General features: G+C 56.5%; 15 protein-coding genes and 1 tRNA gene. 10 read left to right on the top strand and 6 right to left on the bottom strand.

Translation table 11 applies throughout. The features are described 5' to 3' along the window. Positions 1 to 7 precede the first annotated feature (7 nt). The 4 genes from ACR0AM_RS04055 to ACR0AM_RS04040 all read right to left on the bottom strand — a co-directional run bounded on the left by ACR0AM_RS04055 (position 8) and on the right by ACR0AM_RS04040 (position 5,054). Positions 8 to 1,897, bottom strand: a complete 1,890-nt coding sequence (locus ACR0AM_RS04055) for an acyl-CoA synthetase (protein ID WP_480622192.1) — start codon at positions 1,895 to 1,897, stop codon at positions 8 to 10. 159 nt (positions 1,898 to 2,056) lie between these two features. Then, on the bottom strand, positions 2,057 to 3,877 hold the full coding sequence (locus ACR0AM_RS04050; RefSeq protein WP_480622191.1) for an ABC transporter transmembrane domain-containing protein: 1,821 nt from the start codon (positions 3,875 to 3,877) through the stop codon (positions 2,057 to 2,059). A gap of 127 nt (positions 3,878 to 4,004) precedes the next feature. Then, a tRNA-Gly gene (locus ACR0AM_RS04045) sits at positions 4,005 to 4,078 on the bottom strand. A gap of 103 nt (positions 4,079 to 4,181) precedes the next feature. Then, entirely contained in the window at positions 4,182 to 5,054 is an 873-nt protein-coding gene (locus tag ACR0AM_RS04040) for a MurR/RpiR family transcriptional regulator (protein ID WP_480482048.1), read from the bottom strand. 94 nt (positions 5,055 to 5,148) lie between these two features. On the opposite strand from ACR0AM_RS04040, the gene ACR0AM_RS04035 reads away from it, so the two are divergent. The 7 genes from ACR0AM_RS04035 to ACR0AM_RS04005 all read left to right on the top strand — a co-directional run bounded on the left by ACR0AM_RS04035 (position 5,149) and on the right by ACR0AM_RS04005 (position 13,010). Then, on the top strand, positions 5,149 to 5,943 hold the full coding sequence (locus ACR0AM_RS04035; RefSeq protein ID WP_480492630.1) for an N-formylglutamate amidohydrolase: 795 nt from the start codon (positions 5,149 to 5,151) through the stop codon (positions 5,941 to 5,943). Positions 5,944 to 5,959: 16 nt separating this feature from the next. Next, positions 5,960 to 6,481, top strand: coding sequence for a TRAP transporter small permease subunit (locus ACR0AM_RS04030; RefSeq protein WP_480486424.1), 522 nt, complete (start codon positions 5,960 to 5,962; stop codon positions 6,479 to 6,481). Continuing rightward, the gene (locus ACR0AM_RS04025; RefSeq protein WP_480622190.1) at positions 6,481 to 7,806 is read left to right on the top strand and encodes a TRAP transporter large permease; all 1,326 of its coding nucleotides are present in this window, start codon (positions 6,481 to 6,483) and stop codon (positions 7,804 to 7,806) included. Before ACR0AM_RS04030 ends, ACR0AM_RS04025 begins: the two co-directional genes overlap by 1 nt. 57 nt (positions 7,807 to 7,863) lie before the next feature. Then, entirely contained in the window at positions 7,864 to 8,901 is a 1,038-nt protein-coding gene (locus ACR0AM_RS04020; RefSeq protein ID WP_480622189.1) for a TRAP transporter substrate-binding protein, read from the top strand. Positions 8,902 to 8,958: 57 nt separating this feature from the next. Next, positions 8,959 to 10,320, top strand: coding sequence for a glutamine synthetase family protein (locus ACR0AM_RS04015; RefSeq protein WP_480622188.1), 1,362 nt, complete (start codon positions 8,959 to 8,961; stop codon positions 10,318 to 10,320). Positions 10,321 to 10,414: 94 nt separating this feature from the next. After that, the gene (locus ACR0AM_RS04010; protein ID WP_480622187.1) at positions 10,415 to 11,797 is read left to right on the top strand and encodes an aldehyde dehydrogenase family protein; all 1,383 of its coding nucleotides are present in this window, start codon (positions 10,415 to 10,417) and stop codon (positions 11,795 to 11,797) included. Between the two features lie 67 nt (positions 11,798 to 11,864). Next, positions 11,865 to 13,010: an iron-containing alcohol dehydrogenase gene (locus ACR0AM_RS04005; protein WP_480475696.1), complete on the top strand. Its 1,146-nt coding sequence runs from the start codon at positions 11,865 to 11,867 to the stop codon at positions 13,008 to 13,010. A 62-nt stretch (positions 13,011 to 13,072) separates the two neighbouring features. On the opposite strand, the gene ACR0AM_RS04000 is transcribed toward ACR0AM_RS04005, so the two are convergent. Further along, the gene (locus ACR0AM_RS04000; protein ID WP_480475694.1) at positions 13,073 to 14,305 is read right to left on the bottom strand and encodes an HlyD family secretion protein; all 1,233 of its coding nucleotides are present in this window, start codon (positions 14,303 to 14,305) and stop codon (positions 13,073 to 13,075) included. Beyond that, positions 14,302 to 14,706 carry a hypothetical protein gene (locus ACR0AM_RS03995; RefSeq protein WP_480476916.1) on the bottom strand — a complete coding sequence of 135 codons (405 nt, stop codon included), beginning with the start codon at positions 14,704 to 14,706 and terminating at the stop codon, positions 14,302 to 14,304. Before ACR0AM_RS03995 ends, ACR0AM_RS04000 begins: the two co-directional genes overlap by 4 nt. Before the next feature lie 186 nt (positions 14,707 to 14,892). Here ACR0AM_RS03995 and ACR0AM_RS03990 point away from each other — a divergent pair, with 186 nt between their 5' ends. The 3 genes from ACR0AM_RS03990 (at position 14,893) to ACR0AM_RS03980 (ending at position 17,021) form a co-directional block, all read left to right on the top strand. After that, positions 14,893 to 15,966 carry an NAD(P)/FAD-dependent oxidoreductase gene (locus ACR0AM_RS03990; protein ID WP_480622186.1) on the top strand — a complete coding sequence of 358 codons (1,074 nt, stop codon included), beginning with the start codon at positions 14,893 to 14,895 and terminating at the stop codon, positions 15,964 to 15,966. Then, positions 15,963 to 16,616 carry a DUF938 domain-containing protein gene (locus tag ACR0AM_RS03985; RefSeq protein WP_480622185.1) on the top strand — a complete coding sequence of 218 codons (654 nt, stop codon included), beginning with the start codon at positions 15,963 to 15,965 and terminating at the stop codon, positions 16,614 to 16,616. Before ACR0AM_RS03990 ends, ACR0AM_RS03985 begins: the two co-directional genes overlap by 4 nt. 69 nt (positions 16,617 to 16,685) lie before the next feature. Further along, the gene (locus ACR0AM_RS03980) at positions 16,686 to 17,021 is read left to right on the top strand and encodes a carboxymuconolactone decarboxylase family protein (protein WP_209504659.1); all 336 of its coding nucleotides are present in this window, start codon (positions 16,686 to 16,688) and stop codon (positions 17,019 to 17,021) included. The last annotated feature ends 10 nt before the right edge of the window (positions 17,022 to 17,031 follow it).

Below are 17,031 nucleotides of genomic sequence, written 5' to 3'. Positions count from 1 at the left end.
CTCCGGCTTATTTGGACCACTCCCAGGGCCGGGTATAAGCGCCCAGCACTTTCGAGACATCGTCTTCCGAAGATCCGTTCGCGTCAAGCTGCGCGACAAGGCCACGCTTTTTATCGTCGATCACCAGAACAACCCGCGCGGCAAGACCCGCAGCGTCAAGAGCACCATTGTAAATGCGGGTGATGGCCTGTTTGCGCAGGTCCGGCTTGAATACCTTGCCGACGGCAGTTTTCGGCAACTCGTCAAGAATGGTTATATGCTTGGGTTGTGCGGCACGTTCATGCACGTGAACCTTGCAATATTCCAGCAGCTCATTTTCAGTGACCGACGCTCCATCGACCAATTCAACAAAGGCGCAGGGCACTTCGCCCGAATGCGCGTCCGGCTGACCAATCGCCCCCGCGAAGGCAACAGCATTGTGACCCAGCAGCGCCTCTTCGATTTCAGCAGGATCGATGTTGTGACCACCGCGAATGATCAGGTCCTTGGCGCGACCGGTGATCCAAAGGTAGCCGTCTTCGTCAAACCGCCCCAGGTCGCCCGTACGCAGGTATTTGTCAAAGTGATAAAGACCAATGTTCTTTTCGGCCTCTGTATACGTGTTGCCTGCATACACACCGGGATTCGAGATGCAGATCTCACCAATCTGATCAGTGCCGCACTCTGTCGGCCCATCCGGCCCGTCCAGCAGGATTTTGACATCCGTATAGGGGAACGGAATACCGATCGAACCGATCTTTTTCTCGCCATCCACAGGGTTGCACGAGACCAGACAGGTGGCCTCGGTCAGGCCGTAGCCTTCGACGATGGTGACGCCCGTCGCCTCTTCAAAGCGGCGGAACAACTCCACCGGCAGTGGCGCCGAACCCGAAAAGGCGGTTTTCACGCTTGAGATATCTGCATCCACCGGGCGTTGCATCTTGGCTGATATGGCGGTTGGAACAGTGATGATAAAGCTCACTTTCCAGCGCTCGATCAGCTTCCAGAAATTGTCGAACACACCGTCACCGCGATAACCTGCAGGTGTCGGGAAAATCACATGTGCACCCGACGACACGGCCGCCATCACGATAACATGCACGGCAAAGACGTGGAACATCGGCAGCGGGCACATGATGACGTCATTCTCATCAAACAACAGCGTGTTGCCTAGCCAGCCGTTGTAGATCAGACCCGAGTATTTATGCTGCGCCACCTTGGGCATCCCGGTGGTCCCACCGGTGTGGAAATAACAAGCAACGCGATCTTCTTTGCTGTCCTCGAATGTCAGCGTCGCCGGTTGCTTGGCAAGTTCCTTGTTGAAGTTTTTGTAATCCGCGTGCGCCAGCTTTTCTTTTTCGCCCATCTTGGGGCGCAGGAAGGGAACCAGCCACGACTTGGGCGGCGTCAGGTACCGGTTCAGGTCGATTTCCAGAATGGTGTTGACCTTGGGCGCGTGGCGCACCGCCTCTTCTACCTTTTGTGCAACATCTGTTTTCGGGAAAGACTTTAGTGTAACAACCACTTTGGCGCCTGTCTCGCGCAGGATCGCCGCAATCTGCTCGGGCTCCAGCAACGGATTGATCGGGTTCACGATTCCCGCAACTGCACCGCCCATCATTGTAATCAGTGTTTCGTTACAGTTTGGCAGCACATAGGCCACCACGTCTTTTTCACCGACACCCAGCGAGCGGAACAGGTTTGCCGCCTGATTGACCTTGCCCAGAAGTTCCGACCAGGTCAGGGTCTCAGCCTTGTCCGTGGGCCCGGACAGTAGCTGAAAACTGATGGCGTTGTGGTTGGGAAATCTCTCTGCCGTGCGCGACAGGAGCTGATGGAAGGTGACAGGCAGATCCCGATCCTCCCACGACATTTCCTGTTCCATGCGCGTTTTGTCTTCCAATCCCACAAAGGCCATGTGGTTCCTCCCGTTTTTCTCCCGTGTTTTTGCACGAGCTTGTTGTTCGCATCCAAGATGGAAGCAAAACAAACCTCGCGCAAGCGAGGCCTTAGCTTTGAAAGAGAGTAAACTGTAGAATGACGCTACGGCGAATTCACAAATGCCCGAGCGTCACTCCTATTCTGCTGCTACGCCATCGGTGAACTGCAACCGTGCGAGGCGCGCATATAGCCCATCCTGGGACACCAGATCATCATGGCTGCCCTGCGCCACGATACGGCCCTCGTCCAGCACGACAATGCGGTCGGCTTTCTTTACGGTGGCCAATCTGTGCGCAACAATCAGGGTCGTGCGGCCGGCACGCATCTGATCCACGGCGCCCTGCACCGCTCGCTCACTCTCCGCATCAAGGGCCGAGGTCGCCTCGTCCAGCAGCAGCACAGGTGCGTCGCGCAATATGGCGCGGGCGATTGCGATACGCTGCTTTTGCCCACCCGACAGCATGACACCGCGTTCGCCGACAAAACTGTCATACCCACCGGGCAATGCGGCAATGAAATCATGTGCGATGGCTGCACGGGCTGCGGCTTCTACTTCGGCATCCGTTGCGTCCAGACGACCGAAACGAATGTTTTCGCGGGCTGAGGCGGCAAAGATCACTGGATCCTGCGGCACCAATGACATGTACTTTCGGAAATCTGTGCGATCCAGTTCCCGCAGATCATGGCCATCCAACATCACCCGGCCCGAATTTGGGTCATAGAACCGTTGAATCAATTGAATGATCGTCGTCTTGCCCGCCCCTGACGGTCCGACAAAGGCAACGGTCTCGCCCGGGTTTACCTGAAGCGACAAGTGATCCAGCGCGATTGTATCGGGGCGCGCTGGATAGCGAAAACTTACATCTTCGAACCGGATTTCGCCCCGGACGTCCTTTGGCAAAGGAGCGGGTTTGGCCGGGTCCGAAACCGTATCTTCGGCATTCAGCAACTCGACAAGACGCTCGGTGGCTCCGGCGGCGCGCTGAAGCTCGCTCCAAATCTCGGACAGGGCCGCGACTGAACCCGCCATGATGATCGAGTAGATCACGAATTGAATCAGAACGCCCTCGGTCATCACACCGTTGCGTACGTCATTTGCACCCATCCACAGAACGCCAACGATGCCTGAAAATACCAGAAATATCACAATCACCGTTAGCACCGCGCGCGTCTGAATCCGACGCAGTGAAACGGTATAGGACATCTCGGTCATCTCATCAAATTGCTGCCGGCTGGCCTGTTCGTGGGTAAATGCCTGCACGGTCTGTACCGCCCCCAATGCCTCGCCCGCGTTTCCGGATGACGCAGCGATCCAATCCTGGTTTTCACGGCTGATCACGCGCAAACGCCGACCCAGAATCAATATCGGCACCACCACCACGGGGATAAGCAGCAAGACAAGCCCGGTCAGCTTGGCCGAGGTCAACAGCATCAGAACCAGCCCGCCGATAAACATCAGCATATTGCGCAGCGCGATGGAAACGGATGAGCCAAGAACCGATTGGATGAGTGTCGTGTCGGTGGTGATCCTGCTCAACACTTCACCGGTCATGATGCGTTCGTAGAATTCGGGGCTCATGCCGATCACACGATCAAATACAGCCTTGCGGATGTCAGCAACCACACGTTCCCCCAACCGTGTGACCAACGCATATCTGATACCGGTTCCCGCAGCCAGAACAGCGGCAATGCCCAACGCTGCCAAAAAGTACCAGTCCAGCAATTCACCGTCCTGAATGCGGAAATTGTCGACGACGCGCCGCACGGCCAATGGCAGGGTCAGCGTCATGCTGGCCGTCAGGATCAGCGCCATTGTCGCCCCGATCATCAATAGCCTGTAAGGCTTCATGAAGGGCCAAAGCGACCCCAGCACCCCGATTTTCCTTGAGCGGGCCCGCTCTTCGCTAGCGCCAGGAGCCGCTGATTGTGCTGGTTTATTGGCGGTCTGTCTTGCCATGTCCGGCCCTTGTGTATTGAACGCTACAAAGTGAACGCTTTCTTGGCCCCAGCCGCCGTTCCGGTCAAGCATTCCTGCCAGAAACAGCCAACCATAAGGGCCATTTGACGCAGAAATCAGTGGGGATTGGAGCGGGTAGACGGAATCGAACCGACATAGCCTGCTTGGAAGGCAGGGGCTTTACCATTAAGCTATACCCGCAAATGGTTTGCGCTGGTTAAGTCATGCGCCGGGGCGCGTCAAGCGGGAAGTGTGAAAATTCGCGCGACCAAAACCGTGATATTTCCCGGTGGATGTACGGCCTTCAATCGTGACTGCGGAATATCCGCGTCGAGGAGAAAAACCGCTCAAGTTCCTCGATGCGTTCCTTGCTTTCTTCCCACCGTGCCTCTTGCACTTCAGCGATCAGGGTCTCCGATATCAGCTGTAGCGCTATTGTTGAATCCCAGCTGGATGGCGCCTCGACCAGTGCGTGAAAGGTGTAGTTGGCGGTCTTGCCTATCGGTGATCCCCATTGGTCGGTGAACAGGATAACCGTCACACCGCGGCTTGATGCGACCTGCGCCAATTTCTCGAGATAGGCCTCGTATCGGCGGATATCAAAAATCACCAGAACCGAGGTTTCATCCATATCAAGCAGGTACTGCGGCCAAACGTTTGCCGAATTGCCCAGCATCGTCACATTGGGTCGAATAATCTGCATGTGATTGAACAGATAGTCCGCATTTGAACGCGTGATACGCCCGCCCACGACGTAAAGATGGCGATCCGTATTTGCCAGAAGCTGGGCAACGGTGTCGAACATCTCTTTGTCCAGACGTTCCAGCGTGTGGCGCATATTTGTCCAAACAGCCTGCGCAAACCGCGTTGTGGGATGCTCCGCCGCGTCATCCACAACCCAGGCATCCCGTTTCGAGATCGGCTTTTTGATCTGTGCCGCCACCTCTTCTCGCAGGGCGTCCTGCAGGGCGGGAAAACCGTCGAAACCCAGCTTGCGTGCCATACGTATGACCGTCGGGGTCGAGACCTGCGCGGCAGCGGCCAGCTTGGTGATCGATTGCAAGCCGGTCATTGGATAATCCTGCAAAAGTACCGAGGCCAGCTGCCGTTCTGACCGTGTCAGATCGTCAAGCTCTTCCTGTATCCGCTGTTTGACAAGTTTCGCAACGGTGGCCATCGGCACCTTCATTTCTCAAATTTTTTACAGGATATGATTGTTTGTAATTTTGTCTACAGTAATTTTCTTGACAGGTCTGAGGTTGCTGTAACAAATGCTTCTTATGCACCACGATTCCGAGACACCAATGCTACTACCAACCGAAGCTCCAGCAGCCCGCGCGCAGAATGCCAACGGCCGGGCGCAGTGCGTTTTGGTATGCGAACATGCTAGCCGATTCATCCCAGCGTCATTGAACGGATTGGGCCTGACTGAGGACGCAGCATTGTCTCATGCAGCATGGGATATTGGCGCATTGGCGCTTTCGGTCGAACTGACGAAGGCCTTGGACGCGCCGCTGGTTCATTCCTGCATCAGCCGACTTGTTTACGACTGCAACCGCTCACCTGAACGTGCAGATGCAATGCCGCAGGTAAGCGAAGTGTTTTCCATCCCCGGCAACGAAAGCCTGACGGACGCTCAACGTGCCCAAAGGATCCGCGAGGTTTATGAGCCGTTCAAACAACTGTTGTCGTCTACTCTGGACGCACGGGAGCGGCCGCCTGTCGTAGTCACGATGCACAGCTTCACGCCCGTCTACAATGGAAAGACCCGATCAGTCGAACTGGGCATTCTTCATGACGAAGACGACAGGGCGGCCCAACTTATGCTGCGCTGTGCCAAGGGCTCGGGTCTGAAAGCCGCGTTGAACGAACCTTACTCTGCCACGGATGGCGTCACGCATACATTGCAGGAACATGCGATCAGTCGGGGGCTTCCGAATGTCATGGTCGAGGTTCGAAACGATCTCATCGACACTCCAACGGGAGTCGACCGCATTGCCGGGATCCTGACGCCGATCCTGCAAACGGTAATTGATGCGTATTCGCACACAGAGGCGAAACAATGAGAGTTGAGGTATCGAGATGAAGTTCTTGCGGGGCTACGTGGCGGTCATTGATCGAACGAACCGCTGGATCGGGCGCGTCGTCATGTACGGCATATTCGTCATGATGGGTATTCTGTTCTGGTCTTCGGTCTCGAAAACCTTTTTCGTACCGTCGCTCTGGACACTCGAGATGGCTCAGTTCGCCATGGTGGCCTACTATATGCTTGGTGGCCCTTATTCGATCCAGATGGGGTCAAACGTGCGAATGGACCTGCTTTATGGCGAATGGTCTCATCGCCGCAAGGCCTGGACGGATGCCTTCACAATCGTATTCCTGATCATTTATCTGCTCATCTTGCTGTGGGGTGGATGGGACAGCCTGATGTATTCTTTCCAATATGGCGGTGAGCGCAGCGCGACGATCTGGCGGCCCTACCTGTGGCCGGTCAAGCTGATCATGGTTATCGGTATCTTCCTGATGCTGCTGCAAGCCGTTTCCGAGTTGTTCAAGGATATCTTGCGCCTGTGCGGCGACGATATCCCGCGTGAGGTAATCTGATGTCATACGAGATGATTGCCTTGCTGATGTTCGCATCAATGATGCTTATGATGCTGACCGGCCAGCGCGTCTTTGGTGCAATCGGCTGTGTCGCTGTGGTTTCGGCCTTGTTCCTATGGGGGGATAGGGGCGGCTACGACTTGGGTTTTGCCGCTGCGATCAAAGTCATGAAGTGGTACCCGCTGCTGACACTGCCCATGTTCATCTTCATGGGATACATCCTTTCCGAAAGTCGGATCGCAGATGACCTTTACAAGATGTTCCATGTCTGGATGGGCGGCTTGTCCGGTGGTCTGGCTGTCGGAACCATCGGGCTGATGGTTCTGATCTCGGCAATGAACGGGCTGTCCGTTGCAGGAATGGCAATCGGCGCTACGATCGCCTTGCCGGAACTGCTGCGCCGGAACTATGACAAGCGCATGGTGACCGGCGTCATTCAGGCCGGATCATCCCTTGGGATTCTGGTGCCACCATCCGTTGTTCTGGTTCTTTATGCCATGATCGCGCGGCAACCCGTTGGCCAGCTATGGCTTGCCGGAGTGATACCCGGGCTGATGATGGCGGCCATGTTCATCATCTACATTGTCATCCGCTGCCGCATCAACCCGTCGCTCGGCCCGGTCCTGCCCGCGGAAGACCGCGACATTCCGTTGCGAGAAAAGCTGCTGCTGTTGCAAGCCGGGTTGTTACCCTTGGGCATATTTATGGTGATGATGGTCCCTTTTGTTAACGGTTGGACATCATTGGTGGAATCCTCTGCCATCGGAGCCACCACGGCCATGCTGGCCGCCTTTCTGAAAGGACGGCTGACACGCACGGTTTTCGAGAATTCAATTCGGTACACATTGGGCATCTCGTGCATGTTCATGTGGATCATTCTGGCGGCTCTGGCTTTTGGCGCTGTCTTCGACGGGTTGGGCGCGGTCAAGGCAATCGAAAGCCTGTTCACCGAAAAACTGGGGCTTTCCCCTTGGATGATCCTGGTTCTCATGCAGCTTAGCTTTATCCTGATGGGTACGTTTCTGGACGATACGGCCATGCTGGTTATCGTCGCGCCGCTTTATGTTCCGCTGGTGGGTGCGCTTGGCTTTGATCTTATCTGGTACGGCGTGCTTTATACGATCACCACGCAGATCGCTTATATGACGCCGCCATTCGGCTATAACCTGTTCCTGATGCGCGCGATGGCCCCACCGGAAATATCGCTGCGCGATATCTACAGTTCGATCGTTCCATTTGTTCTGGTGATGGTCTGCGCCTTGGCCATAATCATCATCTTTCCTGAAATCGCGCTTTGGCTGCCGAATTATGTCTATGGAAATTAAGTCACAAGACCCCGGCAAGGGGCGAAGTTCAGCAAGACTAAACAGAGGAGAAAGACAATGACTACAAGACGCAGATTTCTAAGTTCCGCCGGTCTGGCGGGGGCCGCCACACTGGCCTCTCCTGCGATCGTCAAAGCGCAATCCGCCATCAAGTGGCGGTTCCAGACCTATGCCGGTGGCGCATTGGGCGAGCATGTGACCAAGCCAGCCATCGATTACATCAACGCCAATGCCAATGGCGAGCTTGAGATCGAACTGTTCTATGCGGACCAGATCGTTCCGACAGGTGAACTGTTCCAGGCCCTGCAACGCGGCACGATTGATGGTGTTCATTCGGACGACGATTCCATGGCTTCGCCTACTCCGCTGCGTCAATTCGGTGGCTATTTCCCCTTCGCTACCAAGCATATTCTGGACGTTCCGGTGCTGTTCAACCAGTACGGTCTGGCTGATATCTGGCGCTCGGAATATGAGAAGGTTGGTGTGACGTGGCTGTCGGCAGCGGGTCAGGACCCCTGCAACTTCAACACCAAAAAGGAAATCAAAAGCCTTGGCGATCTGAATGGGCTGAAGCTCTATACCTTCCCGACGGCCGGGCGTTTTCTGGCCAAGTTTGGCGTTGTGCCGGTCAATATCCCCTACGAAGACGCGGAAGTGGCGGTGCAAACCGGAGAATTGGACGGAATGGCCTGGTCGGGCATCACTGAAGACTACACCGTTGGCTGGGCCAATGTGACCGACTACTTCCTGACCAACAACATCTCGGGCGCGTGGATTGGGTCCTGGTTTGCAAACCAGGAACGCTGGGCCGAGCTGCCCGACCACCTGAAATCGGTTGTGATGGCGGGCGTCGAAGCAGGCCACACCTATCGTAACCAGTGGTACTGGGGCGGTGAAGCGGCCTTGCGCGCAAAAGGTGACAAGCTACAGCTGCGTCAGGTTCCGGCAGCGGAATGGAAAGAAGTGGAAAATGCCGCTATCGAATTCTGGGACGAGGTCGCACAGGAAGGCGAAATTCACCAGAAGATCGTTGGTATCTTCCGTGAGTATAACTCGGTCATTAACCAGGCCGGTGCCCCTTACACCTTCGATTGATATCAAAACAGGGGTGCTGTCATTCGGTGCCCCTACTCAACGCATGAGGTTTGTTTCATGACCGCAACTCTGACTTTCGAAACCCTGAAATCGCTTGTCGCAGACGGCGCGATCGACACAGTATTGGTTTGCATGGTTGACATGCAGGGTCGTTTGATGGGCAAGCGTTTTCATGCAGGTCATTTTGTGGCTGGCGCGTGGGAAGAGACACATTGCTGTAACTACTTGCTGGCCACGGACCTCGAGATGGCGACGCCGGATGGGTATGCCTCGACCAGCTGGGAGCGGGGTTATGGCGACTATGTGATGAAGCCAGACCTTAGCACATTGCGCCCGGTGCCCTGGCTGGAAGGCACCGCGATGGTCATGTGCGATATGCTGGATCACCACAACCATGAGGAAGTGCCACATGCGCCGCGTTCGATCCTGAAGAAACAGGTGAACCGCCTGAAGGCGATGGGGTATGAGGCGATGTGCGCCACCGAACTGGAATTCTTCCTGTTCGCGAAAAGTTTTGATGCAATCCGAAAGGAAGGGTTCCGCGATCTGGAGCCGATCTCGGGCTATAACGAAGATTATCACATTCTTCAGACCACCAAGGAAGAGCATGTGATGCGCCCGATCCGCAACCACCTGTGGGATGCGGGCATCCCGGTCGAGAACACCAAAGGTGAGGCCGAGGCCGGGCAGGAAGAACTGAACATCAAATACGCACCAGCGATGGACACGGCAGAGTATCACTCGATCGCCAAGAACGCGGTGAAAGAAATCGCCTGGCAGCAGGGTCATGCGGCGACCTTCCTGCCGAAATGGCATCATGAAAGGGTTGGTAGCTCGTCGCATGTGCATCAGTCGCTATGGGCGGATGGCAAACCTGCCTTCTATGATGCCGGGGATGAGCTGGGCATGTCGGCGCTGATGAAAAGCTATATGGCCGGTCTGCTGAAATACGCCGCTGATTACACGTATTTCATGGCACCGTACATCAACAGCTACAAGCGGTTCATGAAGGGTACTTTTGCACCGACACGGATCATTTGGTCTGTAGACAACCGTACGGCCGGGTACCGCCTATGCGGGGATGGCACCAAGGCGATACGGGTCGAGTGCCGTATCCCCGGGTCGGACATGAACCCCTATCTGGCGATTGCAGGGATGCTGGCGGCCGGGATCGCAGGGATCGAAGAAGGGCTGGAGTTGCAGCCGCCGACCAAGGGTGATGTCTATCAGGGCGAGACGGGAAAGATCCCGGGTACATTGAAGGATGCACGCAACGCTTTGCACGGATCACAGATGCTGCGCGCGGCGATGGGCGATGACGTTGTCGATCACTATACCCGTGCGGCTGAGGTCGAAATCGAGGAATTCGAGCGCGTGGTAACCGATTGGGAAATTGCCCGCGGGTTTGAGCGGGCTTGAGAGGGAGGAAGCGAGGGGCCAGCCCCTCGCGCACCCCGGGATATTTTTGGCCAGATGAAGCAGGGATCCTGCTGTCTTTAGAGATGGAGTAACTATGGGGCAGATGTTGCAATGTGTCTCGCCGATCGATGGATCGGTTTATGCGGAACGCGAGGTGCTGTCGCGGGAGGCTGCGTTTGAGGTCGCAGCGCGGGCGCGGGCAGCGCATGGGGCCTGGGCAGCGCGACCGTTGCAGGAGCGGATTGATCTGGTGATGGCGGGCGTCGCGGCTGTCGGCGCGATGAATGATGAGATCGTTCCGGAACTGGCGCATATGATGGGTCGCCCGGTGCGCTATGGCGGCGAGTTTGGTGGCTTCAACGAACGTGCCAGCCATATGGCAAAGATCGCCGAGACGTCACTGGCCGATATTGCCGTGGGCGAGGATGAAACCTTCAAACGCTATATCAAGCGTATTCCGCATGGGGTGGTCTTTGTTGTTGCCCCCTGGAACTATCCTTACATGACGGCGATCAACACGGTGGCGCCAGCGCTGATCGCGGGCAACACGGTTGTTCTGAAGCACGCAACCCAGACTTTGTTGGTTGGTGAGCGGATGGCGCAGGCGTTCCATTCGGCGGGGGTGCCCGAAGACGTGTTCCAGAACGTGTTCCTCAGCCACGACGTGACCAATGATCTGATCGCGGGCAACGCCTTCGACTTTGTGAACTTCACCGGTTCGGTCGGTGGCGGTCAGGCGATGGAGCGTGCGGCGGCGGGTACCTTTACCGGCGTGGGCACCGAACTGGGCGGCAAGGATCCGGGTTATGTCATGTACGACGCCGATCTGGACGCGGCGGTCGATACGTTGATCGACGGCGCGATGTTCAATTCGGGCCAGTGTTGCTGTGGGATCGAGCGGATTTACGTTCACGAAAGCCTGTACGATGACTTTGTCGCCAAGGCGGTAGAGATCGTGAAGGGTTATAAGCTGGGCAATCCGCTGGACGCCGAAACAACCATAGGTCCGATGGCCAATGTACGTTTCGCTGACGAGGTGCGCGCGCAGATTGCCGAAGCGGTTGAGGCCGGTGCGATCGCGCATATCGACCCCTTCCCCGAGGACGACGGCGGCGCATATCTCACGCCACAGATCCTGACCAACGTCACACATGACATGCGGGTGATGCGGGACGAAAGTTTTGGCCCGGTGGTGGGCATCATGAAAGTGTCCTCGGATGCTGAGGCCATCGCGCTGATGAACGACAGCGAGTTTGGTCTGACAGCCAGCCTTTGGACCCGCGATGTGGACCGCGCGGCGCGTGTGGGCGACCAGATCGAGACCGGCACCGTCTTCATGAACCGGGCCGACTATCTGGACCCTGGGCTGTGCTGGACCGGTTGCAAGAATACCGGGCGCGGCGGTGGTCTTTCGGTCATCGGCTATCACAATCTCACCCGTCCAAAATCCTACCACCTGAAGAAGGTCACCGGCTAAGGACGACGGCCTGCTCGGGGCTGACCCCCTCACCCGAGCAGGTCTCAAATCACAAAGGAAACCTGACATGTCACTTGTTGGAAACTGGTCCTATCCGACCGCAATCAAATTTGGTGCCGGGCGCATCAAGGAACTGCCCGAAGCCTGTGCCGCAGCCGGGATGAAGAAACCCCTGCTGGTCACGGACAAGGGGTTGGCCGATCTGCCGATCACAGCGGCGACGCTGGATATCATGGAGGCGGCCGGTCTGGGCCGCGGTGTATTCAGTGATGTGGACCCAAACCCAAATGAGAAAAACCTCGACGCGGGCGTTGCGGCATACAAGGCCGGTGGGCACGATGGTGTGATTGCCTTTGGCGGCGGCTCGGGGCTGGATCTGGGCAAGATGGTCGCCTTCATGTGCGGCCAGACGCGCCCGGTATGGGACTTTGAAGATATCGGTGACTGGTGGACCCGCGCCGACGCGGATGCAATCGCACCGATCATTGCGGTTCCAACGACTGCGGGGACCGGGTCAGAGGTTGGTCGTGCCAGTGTCATCACCAATTCCGAGACCCACGCCAAGAAGATCATCTTCCACCCCAAGGTGCTGCCAACGGTGGTGATCTGCGATCCGGAACTGACGGTTGGGATGCCCAAATTCATCACCGCAGGCACCGGTCTGGACGCCTTCGCGCATTGCGTCGAAGCCTATTCGAGCCCGCATTATCACCCGATGAGCCAGGGCATCGCACTGGAAGGCATGCGTTTGGTGAAAGACTATCTGCCGCGCGCCTACGCAGATGGCAGCGACATTGAGGCCCGCGCCCAGATGATGAGCGCGGCGGCCATGGGCGCGACCGCGTTCCAGAAGGGACTGGGTGCGATCCACGCCATGAGCCACCCGGTTGGCGCGCACTTTAACACTCATCACGGCACCACAAACGCGGTCTGTATGCCTGCCGTGCTGGACTTTAACGCCCCCGCCATCGCCGACCGGTTCCAGAACGCTGCCGCCTATCTGGGCATCAACGGAGGGTTCGATGGCTTCCGCGCCTTTGTGCAGGAATTCAACGACAGCCTTGGTATCCCGCGAAAGCTGGCAGACCTCGGCGTGACCGAAACCTCAATCCCAACCCTCGTCGAAGGCGCAATCATCGACCCTTCATGCGGCGGGAACCCGATTGAGTTGACCAAAGAAAACCTGACACAGCTGTTCAAAGCAGCACTGTAAAAAAACAAGCGCCCGGCAAGGAACCTGCCGGGCGCTTTAAGAACTGTTCTACCGGTGCCGGATCAATGCCCGGTCAGTACCAGAGTGTTGACCGGCATCAGGATCAGGCGCAAACGCAAACCTGCCGCATGGACCACGCCAATTGTGTCAACCACATGCAGGAAAGCAGCTTGCCAAAAGCCCAAATCCTCGTGTTCCAGACGGTCATGGTTGTCGGTGTAGACATTGGCCAGACAGTTGCTGCCTGGAGGAATGTCATCGGCCATACCTTTATACAGCGGCTCCATAAAGACCAGAATTGATCCGGGATTAGTATTGTTCTGTACATCCCGCAATTCATCTGATGGACGGATCTGGCCGGACGGTATGACATCCTGCACCTCGACCACCACAGTGGGGATAACGGTGAAAGGCTTGGTCATGCAGCCCAACTCACCGATCATACCTGGCTTGATCACCTGAGCAGACAGTTGGTTGAAAGCCGCCTGAAAACGGTCATGTCCGGTATGCGATGGAACGAGGATGCCAGCAGGACGCAACAAGGGGCTCACGTAATCACCGACTTGCAGGCTAAACTGCTCGACCCGTCCGGTAACACCGGCGACAATCAGTGTTTTGTCCAACTCGGTCTGCGCGGCGTCCAGCTGTGCTATGGCACTGGCCAGTTGCGCGGGGATCAGCTCCTCGATCTGCTGTTCAACTGCCGCACGTCTGGATTCGGCCGCAACAACCTGCGCCTCACGCTCGGCAACAAGGTTTTCCAACCGCTCAATCTCGGTCAGTCGGACAGCGCTTGAACCTTGGTCGCGCAGGGTCGTATTTCTTTCAAGATCGTCCAAGGACTGCGCCAAAGCCGCCTTGGCACCGGCAATACCTGCATCAGCCTCGGCCAGATCAGTTTCAGCCACTTTCAGCGAGGCCTGAACCTGTGCGATCTGTGCATTTGCCGCCTGAACCTGTGCTGTCTGGCTGAAATCTTCGATCCTGAAAACCGGCTGGCCAGCAGTTACCAGTTCATTGTTCTTAACGAAAATTTCCGAAACACGGCCACCTAGCTGCGGCAGGATCGTCACGGTTCGAAAATAGGACGCTGCGGTTTTGCTGGCTGGGTGAAAATAAAACAGCGTGGTGATTACCGTCAGCGCCAGAATGGCACAGGTCGTAAGACCCCAGCGCAATTCGTACCACATGGTGAAAAGGGTGATCTCGTGACCGATACGTTTGCCCTGAACAAACCGGCGGAACAGATAATCGGGCAGCACCGTGATCAGGGCGCAAAGCAGGGTCTCAATCATGTGTTTTGTTCCTGAACGTCGGTGGATTCTGAAACGCCAGGGGTTGGCGCAGGTGCCTCGGGCACCGGTTCCGGAGCAATCGCACGTCCAAGAGAACGAATGGCATCGGCGATGTTTTTAAGCGGGGTTGCAAAATCCGGAAACTGGAACCCTGCGACCAGTACGGCGGCAATCCAGAATATCCCGTTATGTGTAAATAGTGCCAGCAGTGCCAGAATACCCACCAACTGAAATTGCGGATGGTTGTTCTCGTGCGCCATTTTTTCCGGAACGGAATGAAGCGTCAGGTACCCAACACCGATCAGCACCACGAGAATGACAAAGAAGACGACCATAGCCGAAAAAAGGTAATCGCTTCCGTCAGCTGCGACGACGTATCGGGGAATGTGCCCAGTGGCCATTGGATGAAGATCTGCTGCGGTCACCTTGCCCTCCTGTTCGTTTTGATACTTCTTTGACCGGGTTGAAGCCCAAATTCAAGGCTGCATATATTTTGGAGAATCTTCGAAATGCCAAATGCTTGACCCAAAAAGCTAAATGAAACCCAGAAAACTTGTGGCGAACCTGCTGCGGAAGGAACACAAATAATGATCGATTTCCTCGTCATCGGGGGCGGAATTGCCGGGTTGAGCGCCGGAGCGCGCTTGTCGCAATATGGAACCGTGATGGTTTTAGAGGCCGAAGACGCCTTGGGGTATCACGCGTCGGGTCGCTCGGCAGCCCTGTTTGAAGAAAGCTATGGTCCGCCGTCCGTGGTGGCGCTGAACAGGGCTGGAGCGGAATTCCTGCGCACGCAGGACGGTGGGTACCTGACCCCGCGCGGATTGATGCTGATCGGTTCATTTGACCAGAGCGAAGTTTTCGAAGCCGACCGCACAGACCTGAACATGGAAAGAATTTCGATGGATCAGGCGATTTCGAGCGTTCCGATCCTGAACCCGGCCAAGGTGGGTTTCGCGGCAATCAGTGAAGCCGCATTTGACATCGATACTGACCGTCTGTTGCAGGATTTCGCGCGGACCATTCGCAAGAACGGTGGAACCGTTGCAACAAAAAGCAAAGTAACCGGCATTCGAAAAGAGCGGCATTGGCTGGTCGAGGCCGGGCAGATCTTCGAAGCCGGCAACCTGGTGAATGCGGCCGGTGCATGGGTGGACGAAATCGCCATGCTTGCCGGGGTACCACCTATCGGCATCTCTCCTCGCCGCCGATCAATGGCGCGGCTGCCCGCCCCCGGAGGCCATGATGTATCCGGATGGCCCATGATGCTGGGCACAGGCGAAACATGGTACGCCAAACCGGACGCGGGCAAGCTGCTTGTTTCGCCTGCCGAAGCCGACCCCGTACCACCTCAGGACGCCTATGCCGACGACATGGTGCTGGCCGAAGGTCTGGCGCGCTACGAAGAATTGATGACCGAGGCAGTAACACGGGTCGAAACGAACTGGGCCGGATTGCGCAGTTTCGCACCGGACGGAACCTTGGTGCTTGGGCCCGACCCGATTGACCCGTCGTTTATCTGGTCTGCGGGTCAAGGCGGGTATGGTTTCCAAACAGCACCAGCGGCTTCGCAGTTGTTGTGTGATCTGGTGGTTGGAAACACGCCGGTGCTGGATCCTGACAGTGTCAAGTCGCTGACCCCAAACAGGTTGAACAGATGATCAAACGCTATCTACCTCCCTCTGCGAGTGTCGCCAACGTGGGGGAGGATGGTAAACTTGTTGCCCCGGCTGCAACGCGGAACTCCGATGCGCTTTGTGCGGTGCTACAAGACTGGGCACCGCGCCGCGGGCACGCACTGGAGATTGCAAGCGGAACCGGTCAGCATGTCTGTGCGTTTGCTGATTTGCTGCCCGATCTGACGTGGCATCCCACCGAACCTGACCCTGAACGCCGCAATAGCATCGACGCCTATGCCTGCGCCTTACCCAACGTGGCAAGCGCCGAACATCTGGACGCAACGAATTCGGGCTGGCATGCGCGCTTCCCATCGCAGGACCTGATCGTCTTGATCAACCTGATACATTTGATCAGTTGGCAGGATACCAGAACCATTTTCGCCGAAATCGCTCAGTCCCTGACTGAAAACGGGAGGTTCGTTTTGTACGGCCCATTCAAACGCTCGGGCCAATTGACAAGCGACGGGGACAAAAGGTTTCACGAGGCTCTGATCGGACAAGATCCCGACATTGGCTACAAGAACGACAAAGATATGCTTGGCCTGTTCCAGCAGGTAGGGTTGCGCGTGCTGAAAACCATCGACATGCCCGCAAATAACCTTGCATTTGTTTCCGAGCGCCCTGCCAACTGATCGAGATCAAGGTCAACTTACCACTGCCCGCACATATTCCCGTTATCTTATATGAAAAAGGCACTCAAAATGGCTTGGCAAGAAAAGCTCTCGGCAACTCGTACAAGTTTGCGCAATCTCAACGGGGCCATTCCCGACACGTCGCGCGCATTCGGCGCACTCGGGAAGGCTGTGAAGGAAGGCGGAACGCTCGACTATAAAACAAAGGAATTTATAGCGTTGGGCATGTCGGTGTCGCTCCGCTGCGAGCCCTGCATTACCCTGCACACCGACGCGTTGGTCAAAGCAGGCGCAACACGCGAAGAGGTGTCCGACGTTTTGGGTATGGCCATTCAGATGGGTGGTGGACCAGCCATGATGTATGCTGCCAAGGCGTTGGAATGTTTCGACGAACTATCCGCGTAACCAACAGAAA

It is taken from the genome of Ruegeria sp. AD9 (assembly GCF_056542305.1).
Note: the sequence above shows the minus strand (reverse complement) of the source record. Positions and strands in the feature narration are given on the sequence as shown.